Annotated in this window: 17 protein-coding genes; 8 read left to right on the top strand and 9 right to left on the bottom strand. The window is 68.5% G+C overall.

Annotated elements, in window-relative coordinates:
• Nucleotides 1-15: 15 nt before the first annotated feature.
• The 5 genes from MCHLDSM_RS31280 (at nt 16) to MCHLDSM_RS31260 (ending at nt 6,113) form a co-directional block, all read left to right on the top strand.
• A complete protein-coding gene (locus tag MCHLDSM_RS31280) occupies nt 16-1,224 on the top strand; it encodes a hypothetical protein (RefSeq protein ID WP_048473640.1) in 1,209 nt (402 codons plus the stop codon).
• 52 nt (nt 1,225-1,276) lie between these two features.
• A complete protein-coding gene (locus tag MCHLDSM_RS31275; RefSeq protein WP_048473639.1) occupies nt 1,277-2,746 on the top strand; it encodes a glycine hydroxymethyltransferase in 1,470 nt (489 codons plus the stop codon).
• Nucleotides 2,747-2,799: 53 nt separating this feature from the next.
• Nucleotides 2,800-3,627 (top strand): acyl-ACP desaturase, encoded by an 828-nt coding sequence (locus tag MCHLDSM_RS31270; protein WP_048473638.1) that lies wholly within the window; start codon nt 2,800-2,802, stop codon nt 3,625-3,627.
• A gap of 212 nt (nt 3,628-3,839) precedes the next feature.
• Complete coding sequence (locus MCHLDSM_RS31265; RefSeq protein WP_048419990.1) at nt 3,840-5,153, top strand: RNA 5'-3' helicase PhoH2; 1,314 nt, start codon at nt 3,840-3,842, stop codon at nt 5,151-5,153.
• Nucleotides 5,154-5,231: 78 nt separating this feature from the next.
• The gene (locus tag MCHLDSM_RS31260; protein ID WP_048473637.1) at nt 5,232-6,113 is read left to right on the top strand and encodes a polysaccharide deacetylase family protein; all 882 of its coding nucleotides are present in this window, start codon (nt 5,232-5,234) and stop codon (nt 6,111-6,113) included.
• A gap of 3 nt (nt 6,114-6,116) precedes the next feature.
• On the opposite strand, the gene MCHLDSM_RS31255 is transcribed toward MCHLDSM_RS31260, so the two are convergent.
• The 3 genes from MCHLDSM_RS31255 to glpX form a co-directional block, all read right to left on the bottom strand.
• Nucleotides 6,117-6,290 (bottom strand): hypothetical protein, encoded by a 174-nt coding sequence (locus MCHLDSM_RS31255; RefSeq protein ID WP_318280451.1) that lies wholly within the window; start codon nt 6,288-6,290, stop codon nt 6,117-6,119.
• Between the two features lie 122 nt (nt 6,291-6,412).
• On the bottom strand, nt 6,413-7,828 hold the full coding sequence (locus tag MCHLDSM_RS31250) for a class II fumarate hydratase (protein ID WP_048473636.1): 1,416 nt from the start codon (nt 7,826-7,828) through the stop codon (nt 6,413-6,415).
• Nucleotides 7,829-7,862: 34 nt separating this feature from the next.
• Nucleotides 7,863-8,891 carry a class II fructose-bisphosphatase gene (gene glpX / locus MCHLDSM_RS31245; RefSeq protein WP_048473635.1) on the bottom strand — a complete coding sequence of 343 codons (1,029 nt, stop codon included), beginning with the start codon at nt 8,889-8,891 and terminating at the stop codon, nt 7,863-7,865.
• A gap of 55 nt (nt 8,892-8,946) precedes the next feature.
• Between glpX and MCHLDSM_RS31240 the strand changes: the two genes are divergently transcribed.
• On the top strand, nt 8,947-9,651 hold the full coding sequence (locus MCHLDSM_RS31240; protein ID WP_048473634.1) for a DUF4245 domain-containing protein: 705 nt from the start codon (nt 8,947-8,949) through the stop codon (nt 9,649-9,651).
• A 14-nt stretch (nt 9,652-9,665) separates the two neighbouring features.
• Nucleotides 9,666-10,493, top strand: a complete 828-nt coding sequence (locus MCHLDSM_RS31235) for a dienelactone hydrolase family protein (RefSeq protein WP_048473633.1) — start codon at nt 9,666-9,668, stop codon at nt 10,491-10,493.
• Here the strand turns inward: MCHLDSM_RS31235 and MCHLDSM_RS31230 are convergent.
• A complete protein-coding gene (locus tag MCHLDSM_RS31230) occupies nt 10,474-11,664 on the bottom strand; it encodes an AI-2E family transporter (protein WP_048473632.1) in 1,191 nt (396 codons plus the stop codon). The genes MCHLDSM_RS31235 and MCHLDSM_RS31230 overlap by 20 nt on opposite strands.
• Nucleotides 11,665-11,674: 10 nt before the next feature.
• Complete coding sequence (locus MCHLDSM_RS31225; RefSeq protein WP_048473631.1) at nt 11,675-12,445, bottom strand: SDR family NAD(P)-dependent oxidoreductase; 771 nt, start codon at nt 12,443-12,445, stop codon at nt 11,675-11,677.
• Between the two features lie 103 nt (nt 12,446-12,548).
• Between MCHLDSM_RS31225 and MCHLDSM_RS31220 the strand changes: the two genes are divergently transcribed.
• Complete coding sequence (locus MCHLDSM_RS31220) at nt 12,549-13,013, top strand: SRPBCC family protein (RefSeq protein ID WP_048474129.1); 465 nt, start codon at nt 12,549-12,551, stop codon at nt 13,011-13,013.
• 146 nt (nt 13,014-13,159) lie between these two features.
• Here the strand turns inward: MCHLDSM_RS31220 and MCHLDSM_RS31215 are convergent, their stop codons facing one another.
• The 4 genes from MCHLDSM_RS31215 to MCHLDSM_RS31200 are packed head-to-tail and all read right to left on the bottom strand — an operon-like array spanning nt 13,160 to nt 18,095.
• On the bottom strand, nt 13,160-14,038 hold the full coding sequence (locus MCHLDSM_RS31215) for a formylglycine-generating enzyme family protein (protein WP_048473630.1): 879 nt from the start codon (nt 14,036-14,038) through the stop codon (nt 13,160-13,162).
• The gene (locus MCHLDSM_RS31210; RefSeq protein ID WP_048474128.1) at nt 14,031-14,948 is read right to left on the bottom strand and encodes an HAD family hydrolase; all 918 of its coding nucleotides are present in this window, start codon (nt 14,946-14,948) and stop codon (nt 14,031-14,033) included. Before MCHLDSM_RS31210 ends, MCHLDSM_RS31215 begins: the two co-directional genes overlap by 8 nt.
• Nucleotides 14,949-14,950: 2 nt before the next feature.
• Nucleotides 14,951-16,495, bottom strand: a complete 1,545-nt coding sequence (locus tag MCHLDSM_RS31205; RefSeq protein ID WP_048473629.1) for an arylsulfatase — start codon at nt 16,493-16,495, stop codon at nt 14,951-14,953.
• 49 nt (nt 16,496-16,544) lie between these two features.
• The gene (locus MCHLDSM_RS31200; protein ID WP_048473628.1) at nt 16,545-18,095 is read right to left on the bottom strand and encodes an arylsulfatase; all 1,551 of its coding nucleotides are present in this window, start codon (nt 18,093-18,095) and stop codon (nt 16,545-16,547) included.
• Nucleotides 18,096-18,160 lie beyond the last annotated feature (65 nt).

Below are 18,160 nucleotides of genomic sequence, written 5' to 3'. Positions count from 1 at the left end.
GTTAGCGTGGTGGGTATGGACGCCGGTACTGGTTCTGCGCCCCTGATCCGCGACTACCTGATGCTCGGGCTGCGGTTCGACCGCATCGAAGAGGGCTACGTCGACTCCTTCACCGGCGACCCGGCACTGCGGCGTGCGGTCGCCGACGAGCCCGCGCCCGATCCGGCCGGGCTGGCCCGTGAGGCACGCCGGTTGCTGAGCGAGCTGCCCGCCGGACTCGACGGCGACCGCGCCGCGTTCGTGGGTGCACACCTGCGCGCGCTGGAGTGCGCGGCCCGAAAGTTCGCCGGCGAGGACGTCGGTTTCGTCGACGAGGTCGAGGCCTACTTCGACGTCCGGATCACCAAGGGCGACCCGGAGCGCTACCGGGAGGCCCACGCCAAGCTCGACGACGCGCTCGGCGGCACGGGACCGCTCGCCGAGCGGATCGGGGCGCACCGGGTGGCCGAGGAGATCCCGCCGGCGCGGCTCGAGGAGGCCATCGGTGCGTTCTCCTCCGCGCTGCGCGACCGCGTCCGCGCGACGTTCCCGCTGCCCGACCGCGAGACCATCACCTACGAGGTGGTGACCGACAAGCCGTGGTCGGGGTTCAACTACTACCTCGGCGACTACCGGTCCACGGTCGCCGTCAACGCCGATCTGAAACAGCAGATGTCCAATCTGCCGCGGCTGGTGGCCCACGAGTCCTATCCCGGGCACCACACCGAGCACTGCCGCAAAGAGGCAGGACTGGTCGAGGGCAAGGGGCAGGCGGAGCAGACGATCTTCCTGGTCAACACGCCGCAGTGCCTGATGGCCGAGGGGCTGGCCGACCTGGCGCTGTATGCCGCCGTCGGGCCGGGCTGGGGGAGCTGGGCCGCCGACATCTACGCCGATCTGGGGCTGCGGTTCGACGGCGCACGGGCGGAGACGATCTCGGAGGCGACGGCCGCGCTCGCCGACGTCCGCCAGGACGCCGCGCTGATGCTGCACGACGAGCACCGCGACGTCGACGACGTCGTCGACTTCCTCAAGCGGTGGCTGCTGGTCGGCGACGAACGCGCCCGGCAGATGCTGCGGTTCCTGTCCTCGCCGCTGTGGCGGGCGTACACCAGCACCTACGTCGAGGGTTACCGGCTGCTGCGCGGCTGGCTCGACGACCGCCCCGACGGCGTGACGCTGACCGATCGCTTCACCACACTGCTGGACGAACCGCTGATCCCGTCGTCGCTGCGGGCCGCCTGAAACGCCCGATGTGGTTTCTCGGGGGCGCCCGTCGCGGACTACTCTCGTGGGCATGACCGCCGAGTCCGTCACCACCTCTGGCCAGGGCGCCGAGTACGCCGACACCGCCAGCGAGGCCTACCGGGCCGCGCTGCGGGTGATCGAGAGCGTGGAACCCCGCATCGCCGAGGCCACCCGCAAAGAGCTTGACGATCAACGTCATTCGCTGAAGTTGATCGCCAGCGAGAATTACGCGTCGCCGGCCGTGCTGCTGACGATGGGCACCTGGTTCTCCGACAAGTACGCCGAGGGCACCATCGGGCACCGGTTCTATGCCGCCTGCCAGAACGTCGACACGGTCGAGGCGCTGGCCGCCGAGCACGCCCGCGAGCTGTTCGGCGCCCCGTACGCCTACGCGCAGCCGCACTCGGGCATCGACGCCAACCTGGTCGCCTACTGGGCGATCCTGGCCACCCGGGTGGAGACACCGGGCCTGGCCGAGTTCGGCGCCAAGCACATCAACGACCTGTCCGAGGCGGACTGGGAGACGTTGCGCGCCAAGCTGGGCAACCAGCGGCTGATGGGGATGTCGCTGGACACCGGCGGTCATCTGACGCACGGTTTCCGGCCCAACATCTCCGGCAAGATGTTCCACCAGCGCCAGTACGGGACGAATCCGGAGACCGGGTTCATCGACTACGACGCTGTCGCCGCCGCGGTGCGCGAGTTCAAGCCGCTGATCCTGGTGGCCGGCTATTCGGCGTATCCGCGCCGGGTCAACTTCGCCAAGATGCGCGAGATCGCCGACGAGGTGGGCGCCACCTTCATGGTCGACATGGCGCACTTCGCCGGCCTGGTGGCGGGCAAGGTGTTCACCGGTGACGAAGACCCGGTGCCGCACGCGCACGTCGTGACGACGACGACGCACAAGTCGCTGCGGGGCCCGCGCGGCGGGCTGGTGCTGGCCACCGAGGAGTACGCGCCCGCGGTCGACAAGGGTTGCCCGATGGTGCTCGGCGGACCGCTCTCGCACGTGATGGCCGCCAAGGCCGTCGCGCTGGCCGAGGCCCGCCGGCCCGAGTTCCGCACCTACGCCCAAGCCGTCGCCGACAACGCCCAGACGCTGGCCGACGGGTTCGTCAAGCGGGACGCATCTCTCGTCACCGGCGGCACGGACAACCACCTGGTGCTGCTCGATGTGACGTCGTTCGGGCTCACCGGCAGGCAGGCCGAGTCGGCACTGCTGGACTCCGGCATCGTCACCAACCGCAACGCGATCCCGGCCGACCCGAACGGCGCGTGGTACACCAGCGGCATCCGGTTCGGCACGCCGGCGCTGACCACCCGCGGGTTCGGCGCCGACGACTTCGACCGGGTCGCCGAGCTCGTCGTCGACGTGCTGTCCAACACCCAGCCCGCAGCCGGGCCCAACGGCCCGTCGAAGGCCAAGTACACGCTGGCCGACGGGACCGCGGAGCGGGTGAAATCCGCCGCCGCCGAACTGCTCGACGCCAACCCGTTGTACCCGGGTCTGACCCTCTAGCGACACGGCGCGGGAATTTTACGATCCCCACAGAATTGGGTTAATGTAACCGCATGGCACAGAAACCTGTCGCTGATGCGTTGACCCTCGAGCTCGAGCCCGTCGTCCTGGAGCAGCTACGGCGCCACCTCGACACCGAGGACGCCTGGTTCGCGCACGACTACGTGCCGTTCGACCAGGGCGAGAACTTCGCCTTCCTCGGTGGCCGGGACTGGGACGCCTCGGATGTGACGCTGCCCAAGAAGGTCACCGACGCCCTCGAGATCCTGCTGATCACCAAGGACAACCTCGCCGGGTACCACCGCGAGCTGGTCGAGCACTTCATCCTCGAGGACAAGTGGGGCCGGTGGCTGGGCCGCTGGACCGCCGAGGAGCACCTGCACGCGATCGCGCTGCGCAACTACCTGGTGGTCACCCGCGAGGTGGATCCGGTCGCGAACGAGGACGTCCGTGTCGCCCATGTCATGAAGGGCTACCGCGCCGACACCTACAGCCAGCTCGAGACGCTGGCCTTCATGGCGATGTGGGAGCGCAGCCATGCCGTGTTCTGCCGCAACCTGGCCGCCCAGATCGACGAGCCGGTGCTGCGCGGGCTGGTCGGTCGGATCGCGAGCGACGAGGAACGCCACGCCGAGTTCTTCACCAACGTGGTCGCCCACTGTGTGAGCTCCTCGCGGCAGGAGACCGTCGAGGCGATCGCCACCCGCGCCGCCGCGCTCGACCTCGTCGGCGCCGACATCGACGCCTACGCCGACAAGGTGGCCACCGTCGCGGAGGCCGGCATCTTCGACCGTGCCGCGCTGCGCTCCGCCGTCGCCGACTCGCTCGCGGCATGGGGACTCACCGACGAACCACGGTTCGCGGAGTTCACGAGCTCGTAACCGGCACGCCGTTTCGTCCCGGCGCGCCTGCGAGGCGCGGATGCTGCACCGGGAGTAGCGTCGTTTTCGATGGCTAGCGACATGCTCTGCTATCCGGGCGGTCCGAATTCGTTTCGACGAAAGGGCCGGCCCCGGTCCTTTCGGCCGCGCTCGTGTCCACCGAGATGTTCGCGTGGGGCACCGCGAACTCGCGCAGCCTCGAGGAGCGCTACGTGACCGATTCTCCCGTCCGCACCTACGTGCTCGACACCTCTGTGTTGTTGTCCGATCCCTGGGCCATCACGAGGTTCGCCGAGCACGAGGTCGTGGTTCCGCTGGTGGTGATCAGCGAACTCGAGGCCAAGCGGCACCATCATGAACTCGGCTGGTTCGCGCGCCAGGCACTACGGATGTTCGATGATCTACGCCTGGAGCACGGCCGCCTCGATCAACCCATTCCCGTTGGGACACAAGGCGGTACGCTCCACGTCGAGCTCAACCACAGCGATCCGACCGTGCTGCCCGCGGGCTTCCGCACCGACAGCAACGACGCCCGCATCCTGACCGTCGCCGCGAACCTGGCCGCCGAGGGCAAGCGGGTGACGCTGGTCAGCAAGGACATCCCGCTGCGCGTCAAGGCCGGGGCCGTCGGGCTGCTCGCCGACGAGTACCACGCCCAGGACGTGATCACGTCGGGCTGGACCGGGATGGCCGAGCTCGAGGTGGGCTCCGAGGACGTCGACGCCTTGTTCGCCGACGGCGAGATCGACCTGCAGGCCGCCCGGGATCTGCCCTGTCACACCGGAATCCGGTTGCTGGGCAGTAACTCTCACGCACTGGGCCGGGTCAATCCCGACAAGCGGGTGCAGCTGGTCCGCGGTGACAGGGAGGTGTTCGGCCTCCGGGGAAGGTCAGCCGAACAGCGTGTCGCCCTGGATCTGCTGCTCGACGAGTCCGTCGGCATCGTGTCGCTGGGCGGCAAGGCCGGCACCGGCAAGTCCGCGCTGGCGCTGTGCGCCGGCCTGGAGGCGGTGCTGGAGCGCCGCACCCAGCGCAAGGTCGTGGTGTTCCGGCCGCTGTACGCGGTCGGCGGCCAGGATCTGGGCTACCTGCCGGGCAGCGAGAGCGACAAGATGGGCCCGTGGGCGCAGGCCGTCTTCGACACCCTCGAGGGGCTGGCCTCCCCGGCGGTGCTCGAGGAGGTGCTCTCGCGCGGCATGCTCGAGGTGCTGCCGCTGACCCACATCCGCGGCCGCTCGCTGCACGACTCCTTCGTGATCGTCGACGAGGCACAGTCGCTGGAGCGCAACGTGCTGCTGACCGTGCTGTCCCGGCTGGGCAGCGGCTCGCGGGTGGTGCTCACCCACGACGTCGCCCAGCGGGACAACCTGCGCGTCGGCCGGCATGACGGCGTCGCCGCGGTGATCGAGAAGCTCAAGGGCCACCCGCTGTTCGCGCACATCACGCTGCTGCGCAGCGAGCGCTCACCGATCGCGGCGCTGGTCACCGAGATGCTGGAGGAGATCAGCCCCGGCGCCCTGCCGTGACGCGAATCGGGCGCGGGCACCGACGCTGAGCGTCGTTGCGCGCGCCCGATTCGCAGGGTGGGTGGGTAAGCTGCCCCCGTGCGTACCCGTCCCGACAGCCTGACCTGGCGTTACACCAGGACGGTGCTCGGCGTCGCCGCCGCCGTGGCGGTGCTGGTGGTCGGCGGCCTGACCGGGCACGTGCGGCCGGCCAACGCCGACGACGTGAACTGCGCACAGGTCAAGTGCGTGGCGCTGACGTTCGACGACGGGCCCAGCCCGTTCACCGACCGCCTGCTGTCGGTGCTGCGCGCCAACAACGCCGAGGCGACGTTCTTCCTGATCGGCAACAAGGTGGCCGCCAACCCGGCCGGGGCCCAGCGGATCGCCGACGCCGGCATGGAGATCGGCACCCACACGTGGGAACACCCGAACATGACGACGATCCCGCCGCAGGACATCGCCGCCCAGTTCAGCAAGGGCATCGACGCGATCCAGGCCGCCACCGGTCAGCGCCCCACGCTGTCGCGCACCGCCGGCGGGCTGGTCAACGACGCGGTGCTCGCCGAGGCCGGCCGGCAGGGGCTGGCCGACATCAACTGGGACGTGATCCCGTTCGACTGGGCCAACGACAGCAACACCGCCGCGACCCGCGCGCTGCTGATGAGCCAGATCAAGCCGAACTCGGTGGTGCTGCTGCACGACACCTACTCCTCGACGGTGGATCTGGTGTCCCAGTTCATCCCGGTGCTCAAGGCCAACGGCTATCACCTGGTGACCGTCAGCCGCATGCTCGGCCCGCGCGCGCCGGGCAGTCTCTACGGCAGTCGCGAGAACGGTCCGCCGGTCAACGAGCTCGTCGACATCCCGGCCGACCAGATCCCGCCGCTGCCGGACACGCCGTCTCCCGCGCCGATGCCGAATTTCCCGATCACCGACATCCCGGACCAGAACTCGGGCGGCCCCACCAACGGCGCGTAACCGCTACTGCCTGCGGCGTTCCTCCATCAGGTACCACCCGGCGGCGGCGGCCCCGGACACCGCGAGCACGCGGTCGGCGCCCCAGGCGCGCCTGCCTGTCGAAAGGTCGAGCAGAGACGCCAGTCCGAGCATGACGAAACCCGTCGTCAATGCGGGTTGGCTGGTCGCCGTGGTCACGAGCGCTGCAGAATCGCGGTCGGCAGGCAACATCGCCTCCTGGGAAAGCCTGGAACAGGGTGTGGCCCTTATCTTCTGCCCACCGCCGCGATTCGTCAGGCGATTCGACTGATTCGTCGCCGTCAGCGCCCGTCGTGCACCTTGGCCATCTTCAGCACGTCCAGCCGGCGGTCCAGCTCCTCCTCGGAGAGCTTGTCGCCGATCAGACCGCGGTCGATGACGGTCTGGCGGATCGTCTTGCGTTCCTTGAGTGCTTCCTTGGCGACCTTCGCGGCCTCCTCGTAGCCGATCGCCGAGTTCAGCGGCGTCACGATCGACGGCGACGACTCGGCCAGCTCGCGCAGGTGCGCGTCGTTAGCCACCAACCCGTCGATGCACTTGGCGGCGAACAGCTTCGACACGTTCGACAGCAGCGTGAACGACTCGAGGACGTTGCGCGCCATCATCGGGATGTAGACGTTGAGTTCGAAAGCGCCGGACAGGCCGCCGACGGTGACGGCCGCGTCGTTGCCGATCACCTGCGCGGCCACCTGCGTGACGGCCTCGGGGATGACGGGGTTGACCTTGCCCGGCATGATCGAGCTGCCCGGCTGCAGGTCGGGCAGCTGCAGCTCGCCCAGCCCGGTCAGCGGACCCGACCCCATCCAGCGGATGTCGTTGGCGATCTTGGTCAGCGACACCGCGATCGTCTTCAGCGCGCCCGACGCCTCGACCAGCCCGTCGCGGGCGGCCTGAGCCTCGAAACTGTCCACAGCCGTGCGCAACTCGGCGATCCCGGTCTGGTCGACCAGCACCTCGACGACCTTGGCGCCGAACCCGTCGGGGGCGTTGAGGCCGGTGCCCACCGCGGTACCGCCGATCGCGAGCTCACCGAGCCTTGGAAGTGACCCGCGCACCCTTTCTATGCCGGCCTGGATCTGGCGGGCGTACCCGCCGAACTCCTGCCCGAGCGTCACCGGCACGGCGTCCATCAGGTGGGTGCGGCCGGACTTGACGGTGGTGCGCCACTGGCGGGCCTTGGCCTCCAGCGATTCGTGCAGCACCTCCAGAGCCGGAATCAGATGGCGCACTGCGGCTTCGGTCGCCGCGATGTGCGTGGCGGTGGGGAACGTGTCGTTCGAGCTCTGCGACATGTTGACGTCGTCGTTCGGGTGCACCGTCACCCCGTTCGCCGCCGCGATCGATGCGATGACCTCGTTGGTGTTCATGTTCGAGCTGGTGCCGGAGCCGGTCTGGAACACGTCGATCGGGAACTGGTCGTCGTGCTGTCCGTCGGCGATCTCGGCGGCCGCGGCGATGATCGCGTCGGCCTTCTCCGGCGCCAGCAGGCCCAGGTCCTTGTTCACCTGGGCGCAGGCGCCCTTGAGCAGGCCGAGCGCGCGGATCTGGGTGCGCTCCAACGGCCGGAACGAGATCGGGAAGTTCTCCACCGCGCGCTGGGTCTGGGCCCGCCACAGCGCGTTCTTGGGCACCTTCACCTCGCCCATGGTGTCGTGCTCGATGCGGTACTCGGTGTTGTCGACGGCGTTGTCGGCCATGGGCTCCCTGTTCGTGTTGTTGATGGGGGTTGGGCTAGGGCAATGGATAGGCGGCGGACTTGTCGCCGGTGAAGTCGACCGCGGAGTACTCGTTGAGCTTCGAGAGCCGGTGGTAGGCCTCGATCATCCGGACCGTGCCCGACTTCGAGCGCATCACGATCGACTGCGTGGTGGCGCCGCCACCGGAGTAGCGGACACCGCGCAGTAGGTCGCCGTCGGTGACGCCGGTCGCGGAGAAGAAGACGTTCTCGCCGGAGACGAGGTCCTCGGTGTGCAGGACGCGGTCCAGGTCGTGTCCGGCGTCGACGGCTTTCTGCCGCTCGGCGTCGTCGGTGGGGGCGAGCACCGCCTGGATGGCGCCGCCCATGCAGCGGATGGCCGCGGCGGTGATGATGCCCTCGGGCGTGCCACCGATGCCGGCGAGCAGATCGGTGCCGGAGTTGGGCCGGCAGGCCGAGATGGCTCCGGCGACGTCGCCGTCGGAGATCAGTCGGATGCGGGCACCGGCGTCGCGCACCTCGGCGATCAGCTGGGCGTGCCGCGGCCGGTCGAGCACACACACGGTCAGGTCGGCGACGCTGGAACTCTTGGCCTTGGCGACCCGGCGGATGTTCTCGCCGATCGGCGCGGTGATGTCGATGACATCCACGGCGTCCGGGCCGACGGCGATCTTGTTCATGTAGAACACCGCCGACGGGTCGAACATCGCGCCACGCTCGGCGACCGCGAGCACCGAGATGGCGTTGGGCATGCCCTTGCTCATCAGCGTGGTGCCGTCGACGGGGTCGACCGCGAAGTCGCACTCCGGGCCGTCGCCGTTGCCGACCTCCTCGCCGTTGTAGAGCATCGGGGCGTTGTCCTTCTCGCCCTCGCCGATCACCACGACGCCGCGCATCGACACCGAGTTGACCAGCTCCCGCATGGCGTCCACGGCGGCTCCGTCGCCGCCCTCCTTGTCACCGCGTCCCACCCAGCGGCCGGCCGCCATGGCGCCCGCCTCGGTGACCCGCACCAGTTCCAGGGCCAGGTTGCGGTCCGGGGCTTCACGTCTCGATGGCGTCATGCGCCAGATTCTCCCACTAACCGCCCCCCGTTCGGGAAGAGGGATACTGGCAGACATGACGACGCCGCCCGACTCCGGTCACGCCGCGGAGCGCGAGAGCACCGACCCGGCCGAAGCGGGCTACGCCGTGCCCGTGGCGAGGCCGGCGAAGTCCCGCCTGCTGCAGGACGGCCGGGACATGTTCTGGTCGATCGGCCCGCTCGTGGTGGCCTGCGTGATCCTCGCCGGCGTGCTCGGGATGTGCTCGTTCGCGCCCACCGGCCCGGGCCCCGGCCCGGTGCCCGACTACGACGCCCCCGCGGCACTGCAGGCCGATGCCGATGCGCTCAAGATCCCGATCCGGGTGCCGCTGCTGCCGCGCGACTGGCGGGCGAACTCCGGCAGCCGCAAGGGCATCGACGGCGGGCGCACCGATCCGGTGACCGGGCAACCGGTGCGCGCGGTGGCGTCGGTGGTCGGCTACCTGGCCCCGAGCGGGATGTATCTGAGCCTGACGCAGAGCAACGCCGACGAGGACAAGCTCATCGCGTCGTTCGGGCCGGATCTGGTGCCCACCGGGACCGAGGACGTCGACGGCGTGCGCTGGATCGTCTACCAGGGTGGCGAGCGGGACGGCAAGGCGGCCGAGCCGGTGTGGACGGCGCAGGTGCGCGGCCCCACCGGACCCGCGCAACTCGCGCTGACCGGCGCCGCGGGTACGGACGAGTACCGTACGCTGGCGGCTGCGACGCAGTCCCAGTCGCCGCTCACCGTGACCTGACCGACGGAGCCGCCATGACCTCCCCTGACCCCAATGTCGCCGGCCGGGCGGCTCCGGAAGCAGACCTGTCCGGCTGGGTCGCCACGCCGTTCACCGCCTCCGGCTACACCCATGACGTGTACCGCAAGGGCGAGGGACCCGGGGTCGTGCTGATCCCCGAGATGCCCGGGCTGCATCCCGGTGTGCTGGCCCTGGGCAACCATCTGGTCGACAACGGCTTCACCGTCGCGGCGCCGTCGCTGTTCGGCACCCCGGGCGCGCCCGCGCTCGGTCCCGGTGCCGTCCCGGTGCTGCTGAAGGGTTGCGTGGCCAAGGAATTCGCGGCGTTCGCGACCAACGCCGACCGGCCGGTGGCGCACTTCCTGCGCGCGCTGGCCCGCGACCTCAACGAGAAGACGCCGGGCAAGGGCGTCGGGGTGATCGGGCAGTGCTTCACCGGTGGTTTCGCGCTCGCCGCCGCCGTGGACGACAGCGTGCTCGCGCCGGTGATGAGTCAGCCGTCGGTCCCGCTGCCGCTGACGCCGCGGCACAAGCGCGACCCGGGGGTCTCCGAGGCGGAGATGAAGGTGATCGAGCAGCGCGCTGCCACCGAGGGTCTGTGCGTGATGGGGTTGCGGTTCAGCGAGGACGCCATGTCGCCGGGGGAGCGGTTCACCACGTTGAAGAACCGGCTCGGCGACGCGTTCGAGGTCATCGAGATCAGCTCCAAGAAGGGCAACCCCGACGGCATCGGACGGATGGCGCACTCGGTGCTGACCGACCAGGTCCGCGAGGTCGACGGCCACCCCGCCTACGAGGCACGCAAGCGTGTCGTCGAGTTCCTCACGTCTCGTCTGACGTGACGGCCGGCGCCGGCTCACCGGGCTTACCGGGGAGCAGGCGGCGCCACCACGGGACCGTGCGTTCGGCCTCGTCGTCGGCGGGGTCGGCCCGGGTCCCGGTGATCGAGTCCAGCGGCGCACCCTGGTAGACGGCCAGGTAGACGCTGATCGTCGTGACGATGACGATCATCAGCACCGGGCCCAGCACGATGCCCCAGAAGCCGAACATCTTCAGTCCGGCGAACACCGCCAGCAGCATCAGCGCGGGATGCAGGTGCGCGCTCTTGGGCACCAGGATCGGGCGGAGAAGGTTGTCGATGCTGGTGACCACCACGATGTGGAACACCACGACGAAGACGCCGCCGGCCACGTTGCCGAAGACGGCCAGGCCGATGCCGAGCGGGATCGTGACGATGCCGCTGCCCAGCGGGATGAACGACAGCGCGGTCAGGAAGATCACGAACATGAAGAAGCCGTCGTGCAGGCCGGCGATGTAGATCGACACCGCGCCGGCGACGCCCTGGCACACCGCGATGATGAACTGCCCCTTGACCGTGGCGGAAACCATCGCGCCGATCTTGGCCAGGTAGATGTCGGACACCTGCGGCCCCAACGGATTCAGGTCGCGGAACAGGTCGACGACCTTGCCGCCGTTGGTGACCAGTGCGAGGAAGACGTAGAGGAACAGGATCAGCGCGGTCACCGTCGACGCGATGCCGCCCACCGAGTTCCGCGCGAAGTCCAGCGCCACCTGCCCGGCGCCCTGGCCGACCTTGGTGGCCGCCTGGCGCACCGAGTCCGGTGTCAGCGTGATGTCCAGGAACGGTACGCGGGCGAGCAGCGCGTTGGCCGAGTCGAGCAGCCGCTGCGCCAGCGCGGTGAAATCGGTCTGTTCCGCCCAGTGCCCGATGCTGGTGACCATCTGACTGATCTGCAGCACCGCCAGGAAGATCACCCCGGCCAGCGGAATCGCGACCGTCGCGACCGCGGCCAGCAGCGTCACCGTCGCCGACAGGCCGACGTTCATCGACGTCCGCAGCCGTTGGTAGAGCGGGGTGAACAGGTAGGCGAGCACCGCCGCCACCGCGATCAGCAGCAGATAGTGGCGCAGGAAGTAGGCGCCGAACCCCAGCGCGACCACCGTCACCACGGCCAGGGCGCGCTTCTGGGTCACGCTGAAGCTGCCGGTCACGGCATGCCCGTCACGGCGACTGGTCCACCAGGCGCATCACGTGGCCCAACACGTCGGGATAGCGCTTGAGGTGGGCGCCGCCGTTGATGTCGAGCACCTCACCGGTCAGCCAGGACGACCGCGGATCACACAGGTAGACAACGGCATTGGCGATGTCCTCGGGGGTGCCGGCCCGGCCGAGCGCGGTGTTGTCGATGTAGTCGTCGACGACACCGGGGATCGCGGCGGCCGGCGCGGTCAGCGGGCTGTGCACGAAGCCGGGGGCGACGGCGTTGACGCGGACACCGCGGGCACCCATCTCCAGGGCGGCCACCTGGGTCAGCATCGCCAGCCCCGCCTTGGCGGCGCAGTACGCACTCATGCCCGCCGCGGGCTGCCGGCCGTTGAGTGAACCGATCTGCACCAGCGCGCCGCCCGCGCGCAGGTGCCGGCCCGCGTGCTTGGCGACCAGGAACGCCCCGGTGAGGCAGACGTCGACGACGGACCGGAAATCCTCGGCGGCCATGTCGGTGATCAAGCCGACGGTGCTGAAACCCGCGCAGTTGACCGCGATGTCGATCGGCCCGTCGAACAGACGCTCCACCGAGGCTTCGTCGGTGACGTCGACGTACGCCGCGGTGTGCGGACCGCCCAGTTCGGTGGCGCGCCCCTGCGCCGCGTCGCTGTTGACGTCGGCCACCGTGACCCGGCAGCCGTCGGCCGCCAGTGCCTGCGCGGTGGCCCAGCCGATGCCCGACGCCCCACCGACGATCACGGCGATCCGGTCGCTGGCGTCGATCATCGAACACTCCTGACGGCCGGAAACGAGAACGTGTTACAAGGTCACACCTGGGCGGCCAAAACGCAATAGCGCCGCGGGTTTGCGGGCTGGCACACTCGTGCGGGTGACGGAGCTGAAGAGATCAGAGTCGGTGTCGGTGGCCGTGCCGCCGGACGAGCTCTACGCACTGGTGTCCGACGTGACCAGGACGGGGCAGTGGAGCCCGGTGTGCAAGGCCTGCTGGTGGGACGAGGGCGACGGACCCCGCGTGGGCGCGTGGTTCACCGGCCGCAACGAGCTGCCCGAGCGCACGTGGGAGACCCGCAGCCAGGTGGTCGCGGCCGATCCGGGCCGCGAATTCTCCTGGGAGGTCAACAAGGGCTGGGCCCGGTGGGGCTACACCCTCGAACCCGAGGGTGACGGCACCCGGCTGACCGAGCACTGGGAGTTCCTGCCCGCCGGGCTCGAGGGGTTCCGCGAGCGCTACGGGGACACGGCCGACGACGAGGTCGCCAAGCGCAGCGAGGCGGCCCGCACGGGCATCCCCGCCACGCTCGCGGCGATCAAGGAGTTGGCCGAAGGAGCCTGAGGGCTACCAGTGCGACGCGCGGCAGCCGGCGGCGAGGTTGTGACAGTGCTTGCCCTCCTTGCACCTGCTGCACGAGCACCGGCATTCGTGGTCGGATCGGCGCTGGGGTGTGTGCTGTTCCATGTTTCTCCTCGGTGGTCGAACCGTCATCGTTTGACGCAGCGGAACCCGATGTGGCTCATGCCGGTGTCGACCGGTTGCGGACGCCGGGCTGCGGGCCGGTAACGCATGCAGTAGCTGTCGGCGCACAGGAACGAGCCGCCCTTGATCACCCGGCGGGGCACCGCGAACTGCGGCTGATCGGGGTCGTATGTGTCTGCGGCGCAACAGGGTTGCGCGTCGCGAGTGGCGCCGTACCAGTCGCTCGTCCACTCCCAGACATTGCCGGCCATGTCGAAGAGCCCGTAGCCGTTGGGCGGGAACGATCCCACCGGGGTGCTCTGCCCGTAACCGGTGTCGGGCAGATACGGGAACTCGCCGTGCCAGTAGTTGGCCAGCCGACGTTCTCGACCCTCGGGCTCGTCGCCCCACGTGTACACCGCGTGGGCCAGTCCGCCCCGGGCGGCGACCTCCCACTCGGCCTCGGTCGGCAGGTCGTACCCGGCCCACCGGGCATAGGCCACCGCGTCGTCGAACGCGATGTGCACCACCGGATGGTCTTCACGGCCGCGCAGCGACGAGCGGGGTCCGCGCGGATGGTTCCAGTTCGCGCCCGGTGTCCAGCGCCACCACAGATTGAGGTGGCGCAGGTCGACCGGGCCGTCCGTGCGCCGGAACACCATCGACCCCGGCTGCACGTTCTCCGGCGGCGCCCCCGGGTAGTCGCGCGGATCCAGGGGGCGCTGCGCGACGGTCACGTGGCCGGTCGCGGCGACGAACTCCTCGAACTGTGCGTTGGTGACCGGGTGGGGCTGCATCCAGAACCCGTCGACGGTGACCTGGCGCGCGGGACCCTCTTCCCGATAGTGCTCGTCGGACCCCACCACGGCGGTCTGGGCCGGGATCCACACCAGGTCGTCAGTCACCGAAGACCGACGCCCAGTCGTTCTTCATGCTGACCACGGTCCATCCGTACGCTGACGCGTGGTCGAGCAGGCGCTCGGCTCCTGCCGTGTAGGAGAATTCGCGGCGGTCGTCGTCGTGCAACACGACCAGTCGCAGTGCACTGGCGTCGGGCCGGCCCGAATACATCAGCATCTCGTCGTCACCGTTGGAGTTGCCTGCCGACAGGATCGGTCGGCGGCCGATCCGGCTCCAGATGCGCACCGGTTTCTCCGGCCCGTCGTCGAACACATCGAGCGTGGGCTGGATCAGCAGATCGCCGTGGCCGCTGGGGTCTTCGGTGAACCTGAGCCCCTGCGCGCTGCCGACGACGCGTTCCGGCGGGATGCCGTAGATGGCCTCGGTGACCGGGCGCATGAAGTCGCGGGCACCGCCGGAGACGATGTAGCAGCTGAACTGATGCTCCTCGAGGTAGCGGAGAAGCTCCACCATCGGGGTGTAGACACAATCCCGGTACGGCCGGCCCAGTGTCGGGTGCGTCGCCTCGGCGAAGAAGGCGCTCACCAGCGCGGCGTGGTCCTCGACGGCCATCGACTCGCGCAGCGATATCACCGCAGCGGCAAGGACTTTCAATGCCGTGTCATCGCCCTGGTAGTGCCGTGTGATCGCGGCCCCGAACCAGCCCAGGTCGGCGCTGCTCGCCGCCAGGTACGGCTGCTCGCGGGCGAGGCCGGGATCGGCGGCGGCTTTGGCAGCGAGCCTGCGGATGATGAAGTCGAGTTGGATGTAGGCCGGCTTCTCACACCACAGCGTGCCGTCGTTGTCGAACACCGCGACGCGTTCGGCCGGTGCGACGTCCCGCTCGACGCGGTCCACGAAGTCGACGATCGCCGACTTCGTGATCCCGTCGTTCCAGGAGGCGAGTGGGGCCACGCTCACCCGCCGCGGCTGGCCAGGAATTTGTTGAGTTCCTCGACCGCGTTGTCGATCGTGAACGACGCCGGCTCCTGTCGGGGTGGGAACTCCTTGAACGTGTCCAGGAACTGGGTCGCGATGGCCGACCCGTAGAGCACGAGGAAGATGCGGTCGATCACCCAGTCCCAGTAGGTGTTCGACGTGATGTCGGCTCGCTCGTAGGGGTCGGTGCGCAGGTTGAACAACTTCGGTGCGCGCAGCGGAGTGAACGGTTCGAACCAGATCTGCAGCGTGCCCTCGCACCGCTGCTCCTGGAAGACGACCTTCCAGTTCTCGGCGCGGATGCCGAGCACGTCGCAATCGTCGGAGAAGTAGATCATGCCGCGCCGGGGGCTGCGGTCCACCTCCCCGGTCAGATAGGGCACCAGGTTGTAGCCGTCGATGTGCACCTTGTAGGTCATGTCGCCGATCGTGTGTCCGGCCTTGAGCTTGTCGATGATGTCGGGGTCGCCGGCGGCGGCCAGGAAGGTCGGCAGCCAATCATGATGTTGCACAATCTCGTTGGACACGCTGCGGGGCGCGATCCTGCCGGGCCAGCGGATAAGCTCCGGGATGCGGAAGGCGCCCTCCCAGTTGGTGGCCTTCTCGCTGCGGAACGGGGTGGTGGCGCCGTCGGGCCAGCTGTTGGCGTGCGGACCGTTGTCGGTCGAGTAGATGACGATGGTGTTCTCGGCGATGCCGAGCTCGTCGAGGGTGTCCAGCAGCGTGCCGACGTTGCGGTCGTGGTCGATCATCGTGTCGTGGTACGGCGACTGCCAGCGGCCGGCCTGCCCCAGGCTCTCCGGCTTGGTGTGCGTCCGGAAGTGCATGTGCGTCATGTTCATCCACACGAAGAACGGGGTGCCCGCATCGTGCTGCCGGCGGATGAAATCGACGCAGGCGCCGGTGGTTTCGTCGTCGATCGTCTCCATCCGCTTCTTGGTCAGCGGACCGGTGTCCTCGATGCGCTGTTTGCCGACCGGGCCGTAGCGTTCGTCGACCTCGCCGGAGTCCTCCTCGGTGGCCCAGGAGTGGATGACGCCGCGCGGCAGCAGCGCCTTGCGCAGCAGGGGCGCCTCGTCGGCGGTCGGGTAGTCGGGGTTCTCCGGTTCCTCCTCGGCGTTGAGGTGGTACAGATTGCCGAAGAACTCGTCGAATCCGTGGGCGGTCGGCAGATACTTGTTCAGGTCGCCGAGGTGGTTCTTGCCGAACTGGCCGGTGGCGTAACCCATCGGCTTGAGCAGTTCGGCGATCGTCGGGTCTTCCTTCTGCAAGCCGATGTCCACTCCGGGCATGCCGACCTTGCTCATACCGGTGCGGTACACGCTCTGCCCGGTGATGAACGACGACCGGCCCGCGGTGCAGCTCTGTTCCCCGTAGGAATCGGTGAACAGCATGCCCTCGTCGGCGATCCGGTCGATGTTGGGCGTGAAATACCCCATCATTCCCCGGCTGTAGCAACTCAGGTTCGAGATGCCGATGTCATCTCCCCAGATGACCAGGATGTTGGGCTTCGAGTCAGGCATGCGCAATCCCCTTCTTGAATTGTCTTAGCCGTCAACAGCGGGTCTGACCCTAGTCTTTGGCGAGAAACGCGTGCAGTTTTTCGACGGCCTGGTCGACGCTGAAGCTGGCGGGCGGATGCCGGGGCGGAAACTCCTTGAACGTCTCCAGGAACGCGGTCGCCATGGCCGTCATGTAGAAGATGAAGTAGTCGTGATGCAGGAGCCAGTCGTAGTAGGTGTTCGACGTGATGTTGGCGTACTCGTAGGGGTCTGTGCGGAGGTTGTAGAGCAGGGGCACCCGCAGCGTGGTGAAGGGCTCCGCCCAGATGCGCAGCGTGCCCTGGCAGCGCTGCTCCATGAACACGGCCTTCCAATTCTCGAACCGCATGGCGACGAGGTCGCCGTCGTCGGAGAAGTAGAAGAATCCGCGCCGGGGGCTGGTCTCGACCTCGCCGGTCAGGTAGGGCAACAGGTTGAAGCCGTCGATGTGCACCGTGTACTCGGTGTTGCCGTCGGCGCCGGCCCTGTGGCCCTTCTTGAGCTTGTCGATGATGTCGGGTTCACCCGCCGCGGCCAGGAATGTGGGCAACCAGTCGTGATGCTGGATGATTTCGTTGGAAATGCTGCCCGCCTTGATCTTTCCCGGCCAGCGGATCATCTCGGGTACGCGGAACGCGCCCTCCCAGTTGGTGTCCTTCTCGCTGCGGAACGGGGTGGTGCCGCCGTCGGGCCAGGTGTTGCGGTGCGGCCCGTTGTCGGTGGAGTAGACGACGATGGTGTCCTCGGCGATTCCGAGCTCGTCGAGGCAGTCCAGGAGCCGGCCGACGTGGCGGTCGTGGTCGATCATCGTGTCGTGGTAGGCCGACTGCCACAACCCGGCCTGGCCGCGGCTCTCCGGCTTGGTGTGGGTGTAGAGGTGCATGTGGGTGGTGTTCATCCACACGAAGAACGGTGTGTCAGCCTCGTGCTGGCGCGTGATGTAGTCGATGCAGGCGCTGACCGTCTCGTCGTCGACGGTTTCCATCCGCTTGGTGTTCAGCGGCCCGGTGTCCTCGATGACCTGCTTGCCCACCGGGCCGAACTTGGGATCATCGGGTTCGGTGGACACGTCGTCGGTGGCTCGGCATTTGAGGACACCCCGAGGCAGCGCGAAGTCGTGGAGCCGGGGGAACTGGTCGGCGTGTGGGTAGTCGAACTGTTCGGGTTCCTCTTCGGCGTTGAGGTGGTAGAGGTTGCCGAAGAACTCGTCGAAGCCGTGCACGGTCGGTAGGTGCTTGTTCTTGTCGCCGAAGTGGTTCTTGCCGAACTGGCCGGTGGCGTACCCCAGCGGCTTCAGCAGTTCGGCAATCGTCGGATCCTCGGCGGCCCAACCGATATCCGCACCGGGAACGCCTACTTTGCTCATTCCCGTCCGGTAGACGCTCTGCCCGCTGATGAAGGCGGCGCGACCGGCCGTACAGCTTTGCTCTCCGTAGGAATCGGTGAAGCGCATCCCTTCGTTGGCGATGCGGTCGATGTTCGGAGTGCGGTAGCCCATCAGGCCGTCGCTGTAACAACTCAAGTTGCTGATGCCGATGTCGTCGCCCCAGATGACCAGGATGTTGGGTTTTCCGTCCGGCATTGCGCACCCTCGTTCGTCGCCCTGCCTCGAGCCTAGGGCGACTCCGCGCGCCGGTCGGCCGTTTC

It is taken from the genome of Mycolicibacterium chlorophenolicum (genome assembly GCF_001044235.1).
GTDB lineage: Bacteria > Actinomycetota > Actinomycetes > Mycobacteriales > Mycobacteriaceae > Mycobacterium > Mycobacterium chlorophenolicum.
Note: the sequence above shows the minus strand (reverse complement) of the source record. Positions and strands in the feature narration are given on the sequence as shown.

Bases quoted from the DNA above. Each gene is read 5' to 3' on its own strand.
- MCHLDSM_RS31250 (WP_048473636.1), bottom strand. From the start codon at position 7,828: ATGGCCGACAACGCCGTCGACAACACCGAGTACCGCATCGAGCACGAC.
- MCHLDSM_RS31270 (WP_048473638.1), top strand. From the start codon at position 2,800: ATGGCACAGAAACCTGTCGCTGATGCGTTGACCCTCGAGCTCGAGCCC.
- MCHLDSM_RS31205 (WP_048473629.1), bottom strand. From the start codon at position 16,495: ATGCCTGACTCGAAGCCCAACATCCTGGTCATCTGGGGAGATGACATC.
- MCHLDSM_RS31275 (WP_048473639.1), top strand. From the start codon at position 1,277: ATGACCGCCGAGTCCGTCACCACCTCTGGCCAGGGCGCCGAGTACGCC.
- MCHLDSM_RS31235 (WP_048473633.1), top strand. From the start codon at position 9,666: ATGACCTCCCCTGACCCCAATGTCGCCGGCCGGGCGGCTCCGGAAGCA.
- MCHLDSM_RS31240 (WP_048473634.1), top strand. From the start codon at position 8,947: ATGACGACGCCGCCCGACTCCGGTCACGCCGCGGAGCGCGAGAGCACC.
- MCHLDSM_RS31200 (WP_048473628.1), bottom strand. From the start codon at position 18,095: ATGCCGGACGGAAAACCCAACATCCTGGTCATCTGGGGCGACGACATC.
- glpX (WP_048473635.1), bottom strand. From the start codon at position 8,891: ATGACGCCATCGAGACGTGAAGCCCCGGACCGCAACCTGGCCCTGGAA.
- MCHLDSM_RS31280 (WP_048473640.1), top strand. From the start codon at position 16: ATGGACGCCGGTACTGGTTCTGCGCCCCTGATCCGCGACTACCTGATG.
- MCHLDSM_RS31225 (WP_048473631.1), bottom strand. From the start codon at position 12,445: ATGATCGACGCCAGCGACCGGATCGCCGTGATCGTCGGTGGGGCGTCG.